This is a genomic window from Ferrimonas sp. YFM, assembly GCF_030296015.1.
Classification (GTDB): Bacteria; Pseudomonadota; Gammaproteobacteria; order Enterobacterales; family Shewanellaceae; genus Ferrimonas.
The window spans coordinates 2,695,012-2,710,695 of record NZ_AP027368.1; the positions used below are offsets into that span (position 1 = coordinate 2,695,012).

A 15,684-nucleotide genomic window follows, 5' to 3' on the forward strand; every position below is an offset into this window, starting at 1 on the left:
CACAAGGTTTATGTATCAGAAAAACAAAAGCCCCGGCACTGGGCCGGGGCTTTAGGAAAGAACTCAAGAATTACTTGGCGTTCTTAGCCTTGGTCTCTGCAATTACCTCTTCGGCAACGTTAGCAGGACAAGGTGCGTAGTGGCTGAACTCCATGGAGAACTGGCCACGACCGGAAGTCATGGTACGCAGGTGACCGATGTAACCGAACATCTCGGACAGAGGTACGTCTGCCTTGATGCGTACGCCGGTAGCACCAGCTTCCTGGTCCTTGATCATGCCGCGACGACGGTTCAGGTCACCGATAACATCACCAACGTGATCTTCAGGAGTGAACACGTCCACCTTCATGATGGGTTCCAGCAGCTGAGGACCGGACTTAGGCATGGACTGACGGAATGCGCCTTTAGCGGCGATTTCGAAGGCCACTGCAGAGGAGTCAACCGCGTGGAAGCCACCGTCGAACAGCTCAACTTCAACGTCCAGAACAGGGAAGCCAGCCAGAGGACCGGTATCCATCATGTCACGGAAGCCTTTCTCAATGGCAGGCCAGAATTCCTTAGGCACGTTACCGCCCACAACAGTGGAGGCAAAGGTGAAGCCGGAACCCTGCTCGCCAGGCTTGATGCGGTAGTCGATCTTACCGAACTGACCGGAACCACCAGACTGCTTCTTGTGAGTGTAGCTGTCTTCGATGGCGGAGGTGATGGTCTCACGGTAAGCAACCTGAGGCTGACCAACTTCCAGCTCAACGCCGTAGGTACGCTTCAGGATGTCTACTTTAATATCCAGGTGCAGTTCACCCATACCCTTCAGGATGGTCTGACCGGACTCTTCGTCGGTCTCAACCTGGAAGGAAGGATCTTCAGCAACCATCTTACCGATGGCGATACCCATCTTCTCAACGGAACCCTTGTCCTTCGGCTCAACAGCGATGGAGATTACAGGCTCAGGGAAGATCATGGGCTCCAGGGTGCACTCGTGCTTAGGATCACACAGGGTGTGACCGGTCTGCACGTTCTTCATGCCAACTACGGCGATGATGTCACCAGCTTGAGCGCGGGTCAGTTCAGTACGCTCGTCGGCGTGCATCTCTACCATACGACCGATACGCTCGGTCTTGCCGGTGGCGGAGTTCAGGATGGTCATACCCTTTTCCAGAACACCGGAGTAGATGCGGATGAAGGTCAGGGCGCCGAAACGGTCGTCCATGATCTTAAACGCCAGAGCACGCAGAGGCTCGTCAGCGGATACGGTGGCTACTTCACCGGTAGGCTCACCAGTCTCTGGGTCGGTCAGAGGCTGAGCGTCTACTTCGGTAGGAGCAGGCAGGTAGTCAACTACCGCGTCCAGTACCAGCTGGATACCTTTGTTCTTAAAGGCGGAACCACAGTAGGTGGGGAAGAACACCAGGTCACGGGTACCTTTACGGATGCAGGCTTTGATCTGCTCCATGGAAGGCTCGGTGCCTTCTTCCAGGTACTCCATCAGCAGGTCTTCGTCCATCTCCAGAGCGGTTTCCATCAGCTCTTCGCGGTACTCGGCAGCCTTCTCCTGCAGCTCGGCAGGGATTTCAACTACTTCGTAGTTCTCAGGCAGACCGGAGTCGTCCCAGATGTAAGCCTTCTGGCTCAGTACATCTACAACGCCCTTGAAGTCATCTTCGATACCGATAGGCAGAGTCATAACCAGGGGACGCGCACCCAGTACGTTCTTCACCTGGCCTACAACGCGGTAGAAGTCTGCACCCATACGGTCCAGCTTGTTCACGAAGATCAGACGGGCTACTTCGGATTCGTTAGCGTAACGCCAGTTGGTTTCAGACTGGGGCTCAACACCACCGGAACCACAGAATACACCAACACCACCATCGAGAACCTTCAGGGAACGGTAAACTTCAACGGTGAAGTCAACGTGTCCGGGGGTGTCGATGATGTTCAGGCGGTGATCGTTCCAGAAACAGGTAGTAGCAGCAGACTGAATGGTAATACCACGCTCAGCTTCCTGCTCCATGAAGTCAGTGGTGGCGGCGCCGTCATGCACTTCACCGGTCTTGTGGATCTTACCGGTCAGCTTCAGGATACGCTCGGTACTGGTGGTCTTACCGGCATCAACGTGCGCGAAGATACCGATATTTCTGTATTTTGATAAATCAGTCATTGCTTTACTCTGAAAAAACAATCGTTGTCACTTTTCGGCGGGGGAGTATACCACTTTTGCAACCAAAAGATACGCACTTAGCGAAATGATTTCGCCAGTTATCGCCTATCACAAGCTGTTGGTAGGAATACTCACGTCCGACGTCGTTTGGGAAGCCTGACTTAGCCGACCGAATTATAGCCCACTTCATCAATGCCAACGGGGATTCGGGACCGGAATCTTTAGCCTCTTCACCAGGGTGAGCAACGCCAAGTTGCCTCTCCCCGGCATCACAGGGAGCCGAGCTCCGCTTTTGCTGCCGTTGACTGAGTCTCGCACACCCTTGTGACAATCCTAAATCGTCAGTTCGCTGCTGCGACTTCAGACCTTGACTCTCTCGCAGAGTGCGAGTTGTACGAAAAAACCCGCCTCAGAGGCGGGTTGAACGAAATATGGCGGAGAGATAGGGATTTGAACCCTAGAAGGGCTATTAACCCTTGCCGGTTTTCAAGACCGGTGCTTTCAACCACTCAGCCATCTCTCCAGTGGCGGCAATAATAGTGAAAGGATCGGCCGGTGTAAACCCCTGAATCCAGCGGGATTGACAAAAGATCTGCCCTTCAGATGGTTTGACTTCCTAGAGGCGCTTTTCCATACGCCAATTCTGCAGTTTTTCACCCCGGCGAAGGGTTTGATTCTCCCGAACAACCACAAACCCTTTGGTCTCAAAAAAGGGGCGGGCAAAACGGGATGCATCCACGGTCAATCGACTCAATCCCAGTTGATGTGCTTGCTGTTCCAGGTGCCTGTACAACCTGGAGGCAATCCCCTGACGCTGATAGTTTCGGTGTGTATAGGTCCACTCAATATGGCCTGTGGGAGTGAGGGTAATAAAGCCCACCACCTGACCATCGAGCTCGGCAACCATAGGGGGCCACTGAGCCAACCTTTGCTGCCAGCGTTGGTACTCTTTTGGCAATGGCGCCCAGGCGTTTACCTGAGCCCGGGTATAGTGCTCAATCCCAACATGGTGAATGGTGTCGTAGAAGATGTCCGTAAGCGCCTGGGCATCCTCCGCGCGATATGGGCGAACAATCTGGTCACTCATAGGAGCAAATGCCTCAGAACGGCTGACAAGGCGTCCCCTGATGATGAATCATCTGCCAGCGATGATCCTCAAGGGTCCACAGAGAACTTCTCCGGGAGTGGCTGACCACGGTCCCCCGGGTCAGCTTGGCGTTGTAGAGCACCTGACACAGATTCGGAGCAAGTTGCCTGACCCTGAACTCCTGAGCTTCGACACCAAAGGAGTCCTCTTGCGGCAAGCGCACAAGCACTTCATCCAGGCCAAATTCGCGCCCGGACGCTCCCACCTCAATAAAATCCTTATGAATCAGAAAGGCGAGCAGTTCGCGACTGCGCCGCGTAGCGGGAACAAACAGCCTTTTTTCCAGGGCAATCAGGTGGGGCTCAAGCTCCAGGGCGATGCTTAGAGTATCCATAGTGAGTGAGTTAATCCTTAACCTGTAAAATACCCAGCCCAATGATGGTCAGCCCAATGGCAACTGACCAATCGACTCGGTATGAAACCGTACAAATCAGGTGAAATGGCACCCGGCGGTCTCTGACGGACCTGTTTGCCTAGCGGCCGCCTTCGACTCAGGAAGGCTAACCCGCCTAAGGTAGAAGTTTTGTCATAAATCGTCAACGAGCCCGAAAGGGTCGGGTAAGCCATAATTGTGTAACGGTTTTTCCGAAACCAACGTCTAACCACTGGCCACAGCAGTGGTTTTGTTACTAAATTGGTTGAAAAACCGTTGCCCCATTCCCATATCAGCTTGTAGAGTTAAACTTTTCAGGAATCGGTGGCTCTAACCTGTCAGAAACGGGCCACAAAGAAGGAGTCCACATGCAGACCCAACGTTTTGAAACCGTCGCCAGCTCCACCGGCGTCGAGGTCAACAAAGTTCTACGCAACACCTATATGCTGCTGGCCATGACCCTGGCTTTCTCAGCTGCGGTCGCCGGTGTCACTATGGCACTCGAGCTGCCACGACCAAACATCTTTATTGTTCTGGCGGGTTTCTACGGTCTGCTGTTCCTGGTTAGCCGCACCGCCAACAGTGCCATGGGCCTGGTATCCGTGTTCGCCCTGACCGGCTTTATGGGCTACACCATCGGCCCAATCCTAAACATGTACCTGGGTGCAGGCATGGGCGACGTCGTGCTGATGGCCTTGGGCGGTACCGCCCTCACCTTCTTCGGCCTCTCTGCCTACGTGCTGGTTACCGGTAAGGACATGTCCTTCCTGGGCGGCATGATGATGGCGGGCTTCTGGGTGATCATCGCCGCCTTTATTGCCAACATCTTCCTGGCGATCCCGGCCCTGAGCATGGCCCTGAGCTGCCTGTTCATCCTGTTCTCCTCCGGTGCCATCCTGATGCAGACCAGCGCCATCATCCACGGCGGCGAGCGCAACTACATCAACGCCACCGTGACCCTGTTCGTCTCGCTGTACAACATCTTTGTCAGCCTGCTGAGCCTGCTGGGCATGAGCGACGACTAAGCGCACTGTTTGAGATACACTAAGGCCCCAAGTCGGGGCCTTTTTCTTTGGTTACGAATCCGAAATGAGTTCTTTTCTAGTCGTCGTTAATGGCGAACCCTACGGCAGTCAGTCAGCCTGGTCTGCCCTGAAATTCTGTGAAACCCTGCTGGCACAGGGACACCGCCTTGAGCAGGTGTTCTTCTATCAGCACGGTGTGCTCAATGCCAGCCGCATGCTGATGCCCGCCAGCGACGAGCTGGACCTGTCACAGCGTTGGCTGGACCTTCATCGAGAGCATCAGGTGCCCCTGGTCAGTTGCGTCTCAGCCGGGCTGCGCCGGGGCATCATCGATGCAGAAGCCGCCGAGGATGGCGGCCTGGACAGTGCCAACCTGGCTTCCCCCTTTATCCTGGGTGGCCTGGGCGAGCTGGTCACTACCATGCAGCAGGTGGACAGAACGGTGCAATTCTGATGAAACAGTTAGGAATCCTATTTACCCGGGCCCCCCATGGCACCCCCCGAGGCCGTGAGGCGCTGGACCTGGCACTGCTCGGAGCCAGCTACGACATCCCAACCCGGCTGTTCTTCTGCGGCGACGGAGTCTATCAGCTGCTCAAGGACCAGCAGCCTGGCGCCATCGAGGGGCGCGATTACATCGCCACCTTCAAGGCCCTGCCCCTCTATGATGTGGAAGAGATCTGGGTCTGCGCCACCTCCCTGGCAGAGCGGGGGTTGAACGGCGAGGACCTGTTGATAGAGGTAGAAGTGGCCGACAAAGACGACTTTGCCCTGGCGTTGAACCAAACAGAACAGGTACTGACATTTTGAACGTACTCCATACCCAATCCCGCTCCCCGTCCGACTCCGACGGGCTGACCCTGATGCTACGCACCCTGACCCCGGGTGATGGCATCTTGTTGATGCAGGATGCCGTCATCGCTGCCACACTGCCACAGTGGCAACAGCAGCTATCTGATCACCCCTGCTATGCACTCAAGGAAGATCTTGAGGCCCGAGGCTTGAACTCCCGGGTGAATGCCCCCATTGAGGTGGTCGACTACGATAGATTTGTCCAGCTGACGCTGGAGTTTGAGAAAGTACAGGCGTGGTAATGATGTTGAATTTTAATGGCCAGGAGATCGCCACCGACAAACAGGGCTATCTGCTCGATTCCAGCCAGTGGCAGCCTGAGATGGCGCCAATTCTGGCCGAGCAGGAGGGGATTGAACTCTCCGACGCCCATTGGGAAGTGGTCAACTTTGTCCGCGACTTCTACGTGGAGTTTAACACCAGCCCCGCCATCCGGGTGCTGGTCAAGGCGATTGGGCAGAAGCTGGGAGAGGACAAAGGCAACTCCAAGTACCTCTACAAGCTGTTTCCCAAGGGCCCGGCCAAACAGGCCACCAAGATCGCCGGCTTACCCAAGCCTGCGCGTTGCATCTGACCCTGTTTACACCAGGCTTGTCAGGCACAAAAAAACCGGCGCATGCGCCGGTTTTTTTCATCTGATTATCCCTTAGGCAGGAATAACGTGCGTGGTCAGGTTCAGCATCTTCTTCATGACGCGAATCACCTGACGGCTGTAGCCGAACTCGTTGTCGTACCAAACGTACAGTACTGCGCGGTCACCGTCCACGATGGTGGCCTGAGAGTCCACCACACCAGCGTAGCGAGAGCCCACCAGGTCGGTAGACACAATCTCAGTGGACTCGGTGAAATCCACCTGGCTCTGCAGGTTGGAGTGCAGGGCCACTTCACGCAGGTACTCGTTCAAGGTATCGCGGTCGGTTTCCTTGGCCAGGTTCAGGTTCATGATGGCCATGGAAACGTTAGGAGTAGGAACGCGGATGGCGTTGCCGGTCAGCTTACCCTTCAGTTCAGGCAGAGCCTTGGCCACCGCCTTGGCAGCACCTGTGGTGGTCAGCACCATGTTCAGCGGTGCACTACGGCCACGACGGTCACCCTTGTGGTAGTTGTCGATCAGGTTCTGATCGTTGGTGTAGGAGTGAACGGTTTCAACGTGACCATTGCGAATGCCGTACTCGTCGTTGATGGCCTTCAGCACAGGGGTGATGGCGTTGGTGGTACAGGAAGCGGCGGACACAATCAGGTCCTCGTCCAGGATGTCTGCCTGGTTTACACCGTATACCACGTTCTTGATGTCGCCCTTGGCAGGGGCAGTCAGCAGCACCTTGGCAGTCCCCTTGGACTTCAGATGCAGGCCCAGGCCCTCTTCATCCTTCCAGATACCTGTGTTGTCCACCACCAGGGCGTTGTCGATGCCGTACTCGGTGTAATCCACCTGATCTGGGCTGTTGGCGTAGATCACCTGGATGTAGGTGCCGTTGGCGATGATGGCGTTGTTTTCGGCATCCACTTCGATGGAACCGTTGAAAGGACCATGAATGGAATCACGACGCAACAGGCTGGCGCGCTTCTCCAGGTCACCATCACGACCGCCACGCACCACGATGGCGCGCAGACGCATGTTGTTGGCCACACCGGTACGCTCGATCATCAGGCGGGCCAGCAGACGGCCGATACGGCCAAAGCCGTACAGAACCACGTCACGCTGCTCAACTTCCTGATTGGAGGCAGGCGCCATCTCTTTGGCAACATAGGCTTCAATCTCGCTGCCATCGCTGTGGTTGCGCCAGTAGTTGATGGCCAGTTTGCCCAGGTCGACACGAGCATACTTAACGTCCAGCTTGCTCAGGGCTTCCAGGAAGGGGAAGCTCTCACGCAGGCGCAGCTTGTCGCCCTCGTGCTTGCGAACCAGGCGGTGCATCTTGATGATGTCGATGGTGGAGGCGTTGAGCAGGCTCTTGCCATACACCAGCACTTCGATGCCCTGGTTGCGGTACAGCTTGCCAATAAGGGGCTGCATCGCTTCCGCCATTTCAAAACGTTCTTGCCAGCTTTTCAGATGCTTGTCAGCGGTCATTTGGGACAAATCCTTTCTAGGCATGATCTACAGCTTAGGACCTATAATGTCGACTAAGTCAAAAGACCATGAAATGGGTACAGATTACGTGGCTACGTTGGCCAGCTGGCGGTATTCTACAGAAGATCATCAGGTTGATTCCAGCCAGCTAAACCCGTAATTTAATTAGACAAAATGGCGGTTTACCGCTGTAATTGAGAAAATTTTTGGTAAGTTTACACAATGCGAGTAATTGCTTTAGCGGCACTGCTGCTACCCCTCACCGCCTGTGACACACGGCTCACCCTGCAGGAGGTGTGCGAGAGCAACCCCCAAATGTGCGCCGACGTCGCCCTGACCGGGTGGTGTGTCAAAGAGCGTTCACAGGTGATTTGGACCCGCTACGAGCATAAGGAATCAGACAGACACACCCTGTATAACGAGCTCATTGCACTGGAGAATTACGTTAAGTGCATGGAGAAGGCCACCATGATCGAGAATCGCATCGTGGCCAAAGAGAGGGAAACGGCTCGCATCGAAAGTTATATCTCTTCGCAAAAGTCGCTGAAGAAATTGCAAAACAGCACCAGCGGAGACAACTCGCCCTACATCACCTTCTATCGCTGGACCCGAATGAACGACACCCAGGCTCTGGGCCAGTTCCTGCAGTCCGAGCGCAATGGCGAGCTCGATACCGTGGAGCTCAAGCAGTTCGCTGCCTCCTACTACTCAAGGGCTAACCCTCAGAAAGCCGTAGATTATCTTCTGGATACACTGAATGACCTGCCCTACCCCTCCATCGATACCTACCTGGAGTTGTCCCAGGAGTACATGAATCTGGACCAGCCCGCCCAGGCCTACCTGTTTGCCAAGCTGATATCCCGTCACCAGCCTGAGTTGGTGAACGAGCAGAGGCTGAGGCTACTGGCCAACTCAGCAGGAGTAAAAAGAAGCAAACTGGACCAGAGAGCGGAGCAGATCGACGAACTGCTGGAAGAGGGGAAATTTAAGCCAGAGAGCCTAAATCTGTAATTAAATTTCTTTTGCCCTTTCAGGCCAAATGATGATTTCTTGCTCACAGAGCCATGAGGGTTAACGTGATCTTCACCACGGTTTAGCCCTTTGTGTACTAGGCTTTAAGCTGTCAAAACTTGATGTGTCGTAACATTTACCCAAATACAGCAAATTATTGCGTCGTCACCCTTGACCACCGGCTTCATTGTTGTAAATTAACCACAGTTATTAAAGTTATGAGACAGGTATCGCTATGATCAAAGTTGCCATCAATGGATATGGCCGTATCGGCCGCAATGTCGTCCGTGCACTGTATGAAAGCGAAAAAGACTACCCCATCCAAATCGTTGCCATTAACGACCTGGGTGACGCATCCATCAACGCTCACCTGACCAAGTACGACTCCGTACACGGTCGCTTCAACGCTAAAGTTGAGCACAGCGAAGATGCCATCACCATCAACGGTGACAAGATTCTGACTTTCTCCGAGCGCGATCCCTCCAAGCTGCCTTGGGCAGACCTGGGTGTGGATGTCGTGTTCGAGTGCACCGGTATTTTCACCACCAAAGCGACCGCCTCCAAGCACATCGAAGCTGGCGCCAAGAAGGTGATCATCTCCGCTCCAGGTAAAGAAGTAGACGCCACTGTTGTTTACGGTGTTAACCACGACGTTATCACCCCAGACATGACCGTTATCTCCAACGCTTCTTGTACCACCAACTGCCTGGCACCTTTTGCCAAGCCGCTGAACGACGAGCTGGGCATCGAATCTGGTCTGATGACCACTGTTCACGCCTACACCAACGATCAGCGTCTGTCTGATGTTTACCACTCCGACCTGCGTCGTGCCCGTGCTGCTGCGATCAACATGATCCCAACCAAGACTGGCGCTGCTGCTGCTGTGGGCCTGGTTGTGCCTGAGCTGGCTGGTAAGTTTGACGGCGGTGCGGTTCGTGTACCTACCGTGAACGTTTCTCTGGTTGACCTGTCCTTCGTGGCCAGCCGAGACACCACCATCGAAGAAGTGAACGCCATCATCGAGAAGGCGTGCGCCTCTGGTGCCATGAGCGAAGTTCTGGCTGTAAACCACGAGCCTCTGGTGTCCATCGACTTCAACCACAGCCCTTACTCCTCCACCTTCGACGCCACTCAAACCCGAGTGAACGGTCGCCTGGTGAAAGTAATGGCCTGGTACGACAACGAGTGGGGCTTCTCCAACCGTATGTTGGACAACGCCGTGGTTATGTGCACAGTTACCCCCTAATGGTACAATGGCGGTGATCGGAGGACAACAGGAGTTCTAAGTGAGCCGCCAAAAAGCCATCAGCTACCAGAGATTTAGTAAGCAAGAACAGATACACGGCGACAGTCTTCGTCGCCAATCTACAGCAGCACAGAGCTATGCCGCAGAGCATGACTTAGAGCTGATAGACGTTTACCTAGATAAAGGTAGAAGTGGCTACCATGGTCACCACGTTGAATACGGTGAGCTTGGTGCACTAGTTAAAATGGTCGAGGCAGGTGAGATTGAGCAAGGCACAGTCCTTCTCGTTGAGTCCCTCGACCGTTTATCCCGCCAGAAAGTCACAACCGCCCTCCAGCAGTTCCTCAGCCTCCTCAATGCAGGAATCGAGATTGCCACCCTCATGGACGGCAAGCGATACACCGCTGACTCAGTTAACGACCTTCCTGACCTCATGATGTCGCTGCTAGTAATGGCTCGTGCCCACGAAGAGTCAGCAGCCAAGTCTGTGCGTTCAAAAGCCAACTGGGAACGCCAGCGCCAAGAAGCAAAAGAGAGCGGCAAGCCAGTTAAGTGGACACCGCCAGCATGGCTTAAGCGAACCGAAGACAGCTATGAAGTTATTGAAGACCGGGCATCAGTAGTTAAAGAGATCTTCAAGCTCTGCATCGAAGGCCATGGGTACTATTCTATTGCCACTGACCTGAACCAACGGGGCATCAAACCCTTTGGGCGAGCACAGGGCTGGGCTGTTGCCTCTGTAAGGAAGATCATCACCAGCCGTGCCCCCATTGGTGAGCTACAGCCACGCCGAGTGATTGGTGGCAAGGGAGCTGCCAAGCCCGACGGTGACCCAATCCCTAATCTATTCCCTCGCATCGTTTCTGATGCTGACTGGCATGAGGCCCAAAAGGCCGTAGGGAAGCGCAAGCTTGGCGGCGGTGGTAAGTCAGGCAACAACTTCGCCAACCTATTTCAAGGCGTATTCCACTGCTCTTGTGGTGCCACCATGCAGGTGAACAAGAAGCCCTCAGGTAGACCCTACTGCGTCTGCTACAACGCTAAGACAGGCCAAGGCTGCAAGCATCTGACCCACCCCTATCACCTCATTGAGCAAGCAGTGGTCATTGCACTCACTAAGGCACAGCCTGTTCAAACCAAAGGTAACGATGACCGGGTGTCAGTTATCAAAGAAGCAGTGCGCCAGCTCGAAGCAGAACAGGTAGAGAACCAATCCAAGATTGAGAACGCCCTTAACTTCATCCTCTCTGGAAACAGCAGTCCCGCAGTACAGAAGAAGATGGAGGAACTGGAAGCCCGTAGCCTAGAGATAGAAGTAGAGCTGAAGCAATCCCGTAATGATCTCTCAGATGCCATGCGGGAGCCTGAGAGCCAAAAGGGTGTGCTGGAACAATTGGCTGATGCCACTCAGAGTGTACTGGCGGGAGACGATGTAAACATCAGGCGTAAGTACAACGCTTGGCTAAGAGCCTTAGACCTTAACATGGTCATAGATACTGAGGCAGGAGTGGTTGATGTTGCCCCCTTTGGTCTGCGCTTAGAGCTATCATCTACGGGGAAAGCGAAGGGCAAGAAGTACGCTGCTGATGTGTTCCTGGGAGAGGAGAAGCAGTTCACTTCTCGCTACCCCTTCAACACCAAGGCTTCACTTCAGCAAGCAGATGATGACCCAGATAGTAGCTGGGACAACCTACCCTCGCACACAGCGCCTTAAAACCCAGTATTCCTCTCAAGTACCCGTGCAGCTACGTGAAATCTAGGTAGTTGCATGGGCACTTACCACCGTCGGTGATCACACAGTCGCTTAAAAGTCCTCACTCGAATCTATTTTGAACCTCTCAAGGTAACGCGAAAACATCCAGCCTTCTTCCGACTCCCCATCCTCATACATAACCTTCACATTGGCCCAGTTCCTCCGTTTCTCAAGAAGCACAACTACAACTCCAGTCTTTAACTCGCGGACTTGTTCAGAGCGGCTAGACATTTCATCAAACAGCGGGACATCATCTGCAGTAACAAACCGTAGCTCTGAAGCTAGCAGCATCGAAACCTGAAGGTGTCGCCGCTTGATGCTCCTTACCTTCTCCCTACTGGATTTCGTAGAGTCTTCCCTAATGGCAAGGCAGAGTTCGAGAGCTGGAGAGACGTAATCCCACAGGTTCCCAAAACTGACCAAACTCATCACGTAAGCCCAAAGCAACGACAGTACAACTTTCACACTGGCCGGGATTCGATTATAGAAATCTGTGAGTCGCTCAACAGGCTGCACCTCCGCCAACCTGTCAATGAAACTATTTACCTCCTCCTCGTCAAGGTCAGTTATCCCCCCCAACTCCTCCTCTATAACTTCTGACTGAGGCCAGACCAAACCCCGCTGATGAAGGATACCTATGTTCGACAAAGCATGTGCCAAGGTAACATCAGGAATCGGTGCAATGACTGCAGCGACAGCTTCAGCGTGTTTGTAGAGTGCTTCGTTTTGCTTGAACCACTCCATAGACACCCCTCTACCAAACATGCTGGAGGCAAACTCTGTGCTCCGAGCAGCTCTATGGACTTCTGCTAGTAGAGTCGGTGAAATTAGCTGATTGATAGGCTGCATAGCCTTTGTAAGGGCAACACTTTCCGCTGTCATTGCTGCAAGAGCAAATGCCCTACTTTTCAATAAGCCATTTACAGGTGCAGTCATTGACTCCACATGCCTAATCATTCGCCCAATGTCACTATTGGTGCCCACGGTTTTATCAACGGTCTTCAACCACTGATCAATTCCTTGGAATCGCCCTGTCATAATGAACCTCTCCTAAACCAATTGAACAATTAGGCAGCACAAAACCATTAGTGTCAATCACTTAGCATGGCTTCAAGGCTAACGGCCCATAGTTGACCGGATGATTTTCCCAAAAATTTTGTCAGCCCACCCTCGAATGGCAACGAAAGGCTTTCACCCCCCGTGGGGGGCCTCTGGTCCACGCCCGGCCATTTCCTAGCAGCACGTTAACTCCTCACCTTAAGCAGACCCGAGGCGCTCATAGTTCGTCTGAAAATACACAGGGGATGCCCACCAAGAGAACCAAAGGCCCTGCTCTACTGGCAGACGGTCGAGAGCTGCTAGCTGTTCTGTCCTCTCCTCCACTTCAGAACCTTGCTGCTCACAAAACAATCTCCACTTGTCCGGACCTTAGCTCAGGTTCCCTTCCTTATACGTAGTCATAAACCACCCTTTTTGATGATCAGTATTTGATCGGTCAGTTCGGTATTCACAAATTAGGGGTTGACGACTTATGGCACCACATGAATTATGAATACACGTTTTTGAACACAACCATGAATACCTTAGGAACACACCATGCTGAACCAAACACAACAGACCGCAGCCAACGTGCAGACCATTGAGCAGACCATCGAAGACCAACAGCAGCAAGAGCGGGAGACAGTGTTTAACAGTGAGCATCAGTTCTACGCCTGTCCTTACTCTTGGAACCTTCAGGGCTTTTACTTCCACGGTCAGGAAGATTACGGCAGCAAGCTCAAGCGAGCACAGGCAGTTGACCCAAGCGGAGACTTTGAGCATGAGGTCGAGTTCATTGATGGGGATGCAGACCTTTGGTCACTCTCAGGTCAGAGCCTCTCTGTCTACTTCGAGCAACTTGAGGACTGGGAAGCCCTCAGCGACGAGGAGAAAGCCATTGTTAAACACCTAGCCCAGAACCAAGGGTTGTCCCTTCCAGAAGCACTAGAGCGCCTTGAGTACGTTCAGTGGCAGCACGGGAGTACCAAGGACGCAGCCTACGACTGGGCCAAGTTCTGTTTCTCTCTAGACGGTGTTGCCCTGCAGTACTTCGATTGCGAAGCCTTTGCCCGTGACTGTGTCCTCAATGGTGAATGGACAGAGCTGTACCTAGGCCAAGGCGAGTACCTAACCATCATCAACGAACACAATCACTAACAGGAGAACCAAACGATGAGACTCATCAGCAAACAGCAAAAGCCCAACGGCTACACAGAGGTACGCCTTCAAGACCTCTGGAATCCTGAGAAGGTCTGGGTGATTACCCGCAGCCCTGACCACAAGTACTACTGGAACCAGTTGATTGGAGGCCACCTGTTCTACTCCAAGAGCGCCAAGGGCACAGCCCAGCACATCAGGCTAGCCATGAGCTTACAGGCTTGGGAGTGGCGCAGGCTTTGGTCAGATGACAAGGCAGTGAGAGCCACTCAGGGCCGCTGTGAGGGCACGAACAGCAACCTAGAGGCCTTGGCCATGGTTGGAACTGAAAGGCCTCAGGAGCCTACTAGAGGATCTCTGAGAGCAGGTTGAAGAGTGGGCTGAGGTTAGCTGCAACTAGCCCCAGCCCTACCGTAACTCATTGGAGAATCGAGCATGATTATCAAACAAGTAAACGGCCTCGCAATTGTAACGGTACGGGGTGTCTCAGTACAATGTCAGACCTTTAAGCAAGCCTTGCGGGTCGGCTGGTATCTCGCCACAGGGGAACAACAAAGATGAACAACGTCAATGATGGACGCACCTACTCCTATCTCCGTGTGTCTACCATGGAGCAGACAGTAGAGAACCAACGCCTCGCCCTAGAGAGCAGAGGGTTCAAGCTGCCTGACCATAGGGTCATCAGTGAGACTGTGAGCGGCGGTGTCTGTGCCCTTGAGCGTCCCCAGTTTCGTCAACTGGTAGAGCATAAGCTGGAGCCAGGTGACACGCTCGTAGTCCTCAAGTTAGACCGACTGGGCAGAGATACTATAGATGTCCTGAACACAGTCACAATGCTGAAGGACAAAGGGGTGCGGGTGGTGTCTCTGGACTTGGGAGAGATAGACCTCACCTCTGCAGCAGGGAAGCTTCAGCTAACAGTAATGGCCGCAGTCGCTGAGATGGAGCGCCAACGCATCAAGGAGCGCACACAAGAGGGCTTGGCTAGGGCTAAGGCTGAAGGCAAAGCCCTCGGTCGCCCCAAGTCTGTGGCCTATGAGCAGGTGCAGGAGCTGAAGGCTAAGGGGTATACGCAGAAAGCCGTTTGGGAAGAGCTAGACATCAGCAAAAGCACAGTCCAGCGGAACTGGAAGTGAGCTGTTCGTTTAAAGCCTTCCCTTAGAGAGAACAGGGAGCCTTACCTTAGGTCACCCTCTCTTATGCCTTGGGTAGCTCTTGGGTTTTTATCGAAGAAAGAAACTAGGGAGTGATGACGGTTACTGATGGTGACCTGAGTTGCTCCCTATTTTTTGAACAATAGCTCAAGCATTGATCACTAGTAAACCCTGGGCTTCTCTGTCTGTCCCACCCTGTTTGTTCACCTCCAGCACTCCCACTGCCTCCCAAGGTTAAGCAGCCCACTTTACGAGTACGAAAGGCCCTTTCAGAAAGGCAACAGGGCACGGTCCAAGGTGATCAAAACGCCATCAAATAGTTCGCTAAATGAACCGTCAAGATAAACCCTTCCCATGGAATGAAATGGAATGAAAGGGAAACTAAAGGTAACACCTATAGGTAAACCTTCAGCCCACCATGGAGCCATTTACCATGACAATGATGAAGGGAATGGTATAGGCCTACCTTCAGCCCTCCTCTGACTTCCCCTATGCCGAGGGTCTCCATCAGTAACCTATGGTCAACTCACAGTCACCGAAGGCAAGGCTAGAGACTGAGTGTGTACCTTTGGTCTCACTTAAGGCGAGGGCCTCTAGGCTCAACTCAGAGTCCATCATCAGGGAACTGCTAGAAAGCAGTTGGGTGACCACCACGACCATCTGCCCCATCCAGACATACGATAGAGCTGCAGAGG

The 15,684-nt window shown here is 53.5% G+C and carries 16 protein-coding genes and 1 tRNA gene; 11 read left to right on the top strand and 6 right to left on the bottom strand.

Going from position 1 to position 15,684, the window contains the following annotated elements; translation table 11 throughout:
* Positions 1–70: 70 nt before the first annotated feature.
* The 4 genes from fusA to QUE41_RS12590 all read right to left on the bottom strand — a co-directional run bounded on the left by fusA (position 71) and on the right by QUE41_RS12590 (position 3,639).
* The gene (gene fusA / locus QUE41_RS12575; RefSeq protein WP_286339376.1) at positions 71–2,158 is read right to left on the bottom strand and encodes an elongation factor G; all 2,088 of its coding nucleotides are present in this window, start codon (positions 2,156–2,158) and stop codon (positions 71–73) included.
* 432 nt (positions 2,159–2,590) lie between these two features.
* Positions 2,591–2,681 (bottom strand) — tRNA-Ser (locus QUE41_RS12580).
* Between the two features lie 93 nt (positions 2,682–2,774).
* Positions 2,775–3,245, bottom strand: coding sequence for a GNAT family N-acetyltransferase (locus QUE41_RS12585; RefSeq protein ID WP_286339377.1), 471 nt, complete (start codon positions 3,243–3,245; stop codon positions 2,775–2,777).
* Between the two features lie 13 nt (positions 3,246–3,258).
* Entirely contained in the window at positions 3,259–3,639 is a 381-nt protein-coding gene (locus QUE41_RS12590; protein WP_286339378.1) for a nuclear transport factor 2 family protein, read from the bottom strand.
* A 407-nt stretch (positions 3,640–4,046) separates the two neighbouring features.
* Here QUE41_RS12590 and QUE41_RS12595 point away from each other — a divergent pair, with 407 nt between their 5' ends.
* From QUE41_RS12595 to QUE41_RS12615, 5 genes are all read left to right on the top strand, one after another.
* Positions 4,047–4,703 carry a Bax inhibitor-1/YccA family protein gene (locus tag QUE41_RS12595; RefSeq protein WP_286339379.1) on the top strand — a complete coding sequence of 219 codons (657 nt, stop codon included), beginning with the start codon at positions 4,047–4,049 and terminating at the stop codon, positions 4,701–4,703.
* A gap of 64 nt (positions 4,704–4,767) precedes the next feature.
* Positions 4,768–5,157 (top strand): sulfurtransferase complex subunit TusD, encoded by a 390-nt coding sequence (tusD, locus tag QUE41_RS12600; protein ID WP_286339380.1) that lies wholly within the window; start codon positions 4,768–4,770, stop codon positions 5,155–5,157.
* A complete protein-coding gene (tusC, locus tag QUE41_RS12605) occupies positions 5,157–5,513 on the top strand; it encodes a sulfurtransferase complex subunit TusC (RefSeq protein ID WP_286339381.1) in 357 nt (118 codons plus the stop codon). The genes tusD and tusC overlap by 1 nt, the downstream gene beginning before the upstream one ends.
* Positions 5,510–5,797 carry a sulfurtransferase complex subunit TusB gene (gene tusB, locus QUE41_RS12610; protein WP_286339382.1) on the top strand — a complete coding sequence of 96 codons (288 nt, stop codon included), beginning with the start codon at positions 5,510–5,512 and terminating at the stop codon, positions 5,795–5,797. Before tusC ends, tusB begins: the two co-directional genes overlap by 4 nt.
* Before the next feature lie 2 nt (positions 5,798–5,799).
* Positions 5,800–6,129, top strand: a complete 330-nt coding sequence (locus tag QUE41_RS12615) for a TusE/DsrC/DsvC family sulfur relay protein (protein ID WP_286342942.1) — start codon at positions 5,800–5,802, stop codon at positions 6,127–6,129.
* 72 nt (positions 6,130–6,201) lie between these two features.
* Here QUE41_RS12615 and QUE41_RS12620 read toward each other — a convergent pair whose 3' ends face one another.
* Complete coding sequence (locus QUE41_RS12620; protein WP_286339383.1) at positions 6,202–7,629, bottom strand: glyceraldehyde-3-phosphate dehydrogenase; 1,428 nt, start codon at positions 7,627–7,629, stop codon at positions 6,202–6,204.
* 222 nt (positions 7,630–7,851) lie between these two features.
* On the opposite strand from QUE41_RS12620, the gene QUE41_RS12625 reads away from it, so the two are divergent.
* The 3 genes from QUE41_RS12625 to QUE41_RS12635 all read left to right on the top strand — a co-directional run bounded on the left by QUE41_RS12625 (position 7,852) and on the right by QUE41_RS12635 (position 11,600).
* Positions 7,852–8,640, top strand: coding sequence for a DUF2989 domain-containing protein (locus QUE41_RS12625; protein ID WP_286339384.1), 789 nt, complete (start codon positions 7,852–7,854; stop codon positions 8,638–8,640).
* A gap of 235 nt (positions 8,641–8,875) precedes the next feature.
* Positions 8,876–9,886, top strand: coding sequence for a type I glyceraldehyde-3-phosphate dehydrogenase (gap, locus tag QUE41_RS12630; protein ID WP_286339385.1), 1,011 nt, complete (start codon positions 8,876–8,878; stop codon positions 9,884–9,886).
* A 40-nt stretch (positions 9,887–9,926) separates the two neighbouring features.
* Positions 9,927–11,600, top strand: coding sequence for a recombinase family protein (locus QUE41_RS12635; protein ID WP_286339386.1), 1,674 nt, complete (start codon positions 9,927–9,929; stop codon positions 11,598–11,600).
* 90 nt (positions 11,601–11,690) lie between these two features.
* Here the strand turns inward: QUE41_RS12635 and QUE41_RS12640 are convergent, their stop codons facing one another.
* Positions 11,691–12,644, bottom strand: a complete 954-nt coding sequence (locus QUE41_RS12640) for an SH3 domain-containing protein (protein ID WP_286339387.1) — start codon at positions 12,642–12,644, stop codon at positions 11,691–11,693.
* A 591-nt stretch (positions 12,645–13,235) separates the two neighbouring features.
* Here QUE41_RS12640 and QUE41_RS12645 point away from each other — a divergent pair.
* The 3 genes from QUE41_RS12645 (at position 13,236) to QUE41_RS12655 (ending at position 14,971) form a co-directional block, all read left to right on the top strand.
* Complete coding sequence (locus QUE41_RS12645) at positions 13,236–13,835, top strand: antirestriction protein ArdA (protein ID WP_286339388.1); 600 nt, start codon at positions 13,236–13,238, stop codon at positions 13,833–13,835.
* A gap of 15 nt (positions 13,836–13,850) precedes the next feature.
* A complete protein-coding gene (locus QUE41_RS12650; RefSeq protein WP_286339389.1) occupies positions 13,851–14,207 on the top strand; it encodes a hypothetical protein in 357 nt (118 codons plus the stop codon).
* A gap of 185 nt (positions 14,208–14,392) precedes the next feature.
* On the top strand, positions 14,393–14,971 hold the full coding sequence (locus QUE41_RS12655; protein WP_286339390.1) for a recombinase family protein: 579 nt from the start codon (positions 14,393–14,395) through the stop codon (positions 14,969–14,971).
* The last annotated feature ends 713 nt before the right edge of the window (positions 14,972–15,684 follow it).

Excerpts from the sequence above, each read along its gene's own strand:
- fusA (WP_286339376.1), bottom strand. The coding sequence starts at position 2,158 with ATGACTGATTTATCAAAATACAGAAATATCGGTATCTTCGCGCACGTT.
- QUE41_RS12585 (WP_286339377.1), bottom strand. The coding sequence starts at position 3,245 with ATGAGTGACCAGATTGTTCGCCCATATCGCGCGGAGGATGCCCAGGCG.
- QUE41_RS12590 (WP_286339378.1), bottom strand. The coding sequence starts at position 3,639 with ATGGATACTCTAAGCATCGCCCTGGAGCTTGAGCCCCACCTGATTGCC.
- QUE41_RS12595 (WP_286339379.1), top strand. The coding sequence starts at position 4,047 with ATGCAGACCCAACGTTTTGAAACCGTCGCCAGCTCCACCGGCGTCGAG.
- tusD (WP_286339380.1), top strand. The coding sequence starts at position 4,768 with ATGAGTTCTTTTCTAGTCGTCGTTAATGGCGAACCCTACGGCAGTCAG.
- tusC (WP_286339381.1), top strand. The coding sequence starts at position 5,157 with ATGAAACAGTTAGGAATCCTATTTACCCGGGCCCCCCATGGCACCCCC.
- QUE41_RS12615 (WP_286342942.1), top strand. The coding sequence starts at position 5,800 with ATGTTGAATTTTAATGGCCAGGAGATCGCCACCGACAAACAGGGCTAT.
- QUE41_RS12620 (WP_286339383.1), bottom strand. The coding sequence starts at position 7,629 with ATGACCGCTGACAAGCATCTGAAAAGCTGGCAAGAACGTTTTGAAATG.
- QUE41_RS12625 (WP_286339384.1), top strand. The coding sequence starts at position 7,852 with ATGCGAGTAATTGCTTTAGCGGCACTGCTGCTACCCCTCACCGCCTGT.
- gap (WP_286339385.1), top strand. The coding sequence starts at position 8,876 with ATGATCAAAGTTGCCATCAATGGATATGGCCGTATCGGCCGCAATGTC.
- QUE41_RS12645 (WP_286339388.1), top strand. The coding sequence starts at position 13,236 with ATGCTGAACCAAACACAACAGACCGCAGCCAACGTGCAGACCATTGAG.
- QUE41_RS12650 (WP_286339389.1), top strand. The coding sequence starts at position 13,851 with ATGAGACTCATCAGCAAACAGCAAAAGCCCAACGGCTACACAGAGGTA.
- QUE41_RS12655 (WP_286339390.1), top strand. The coding sequence starts at position 14,393 with ATGAACAACGTCAATGATGGACGCACCTACTCCTATCTCCGTGTGTCT.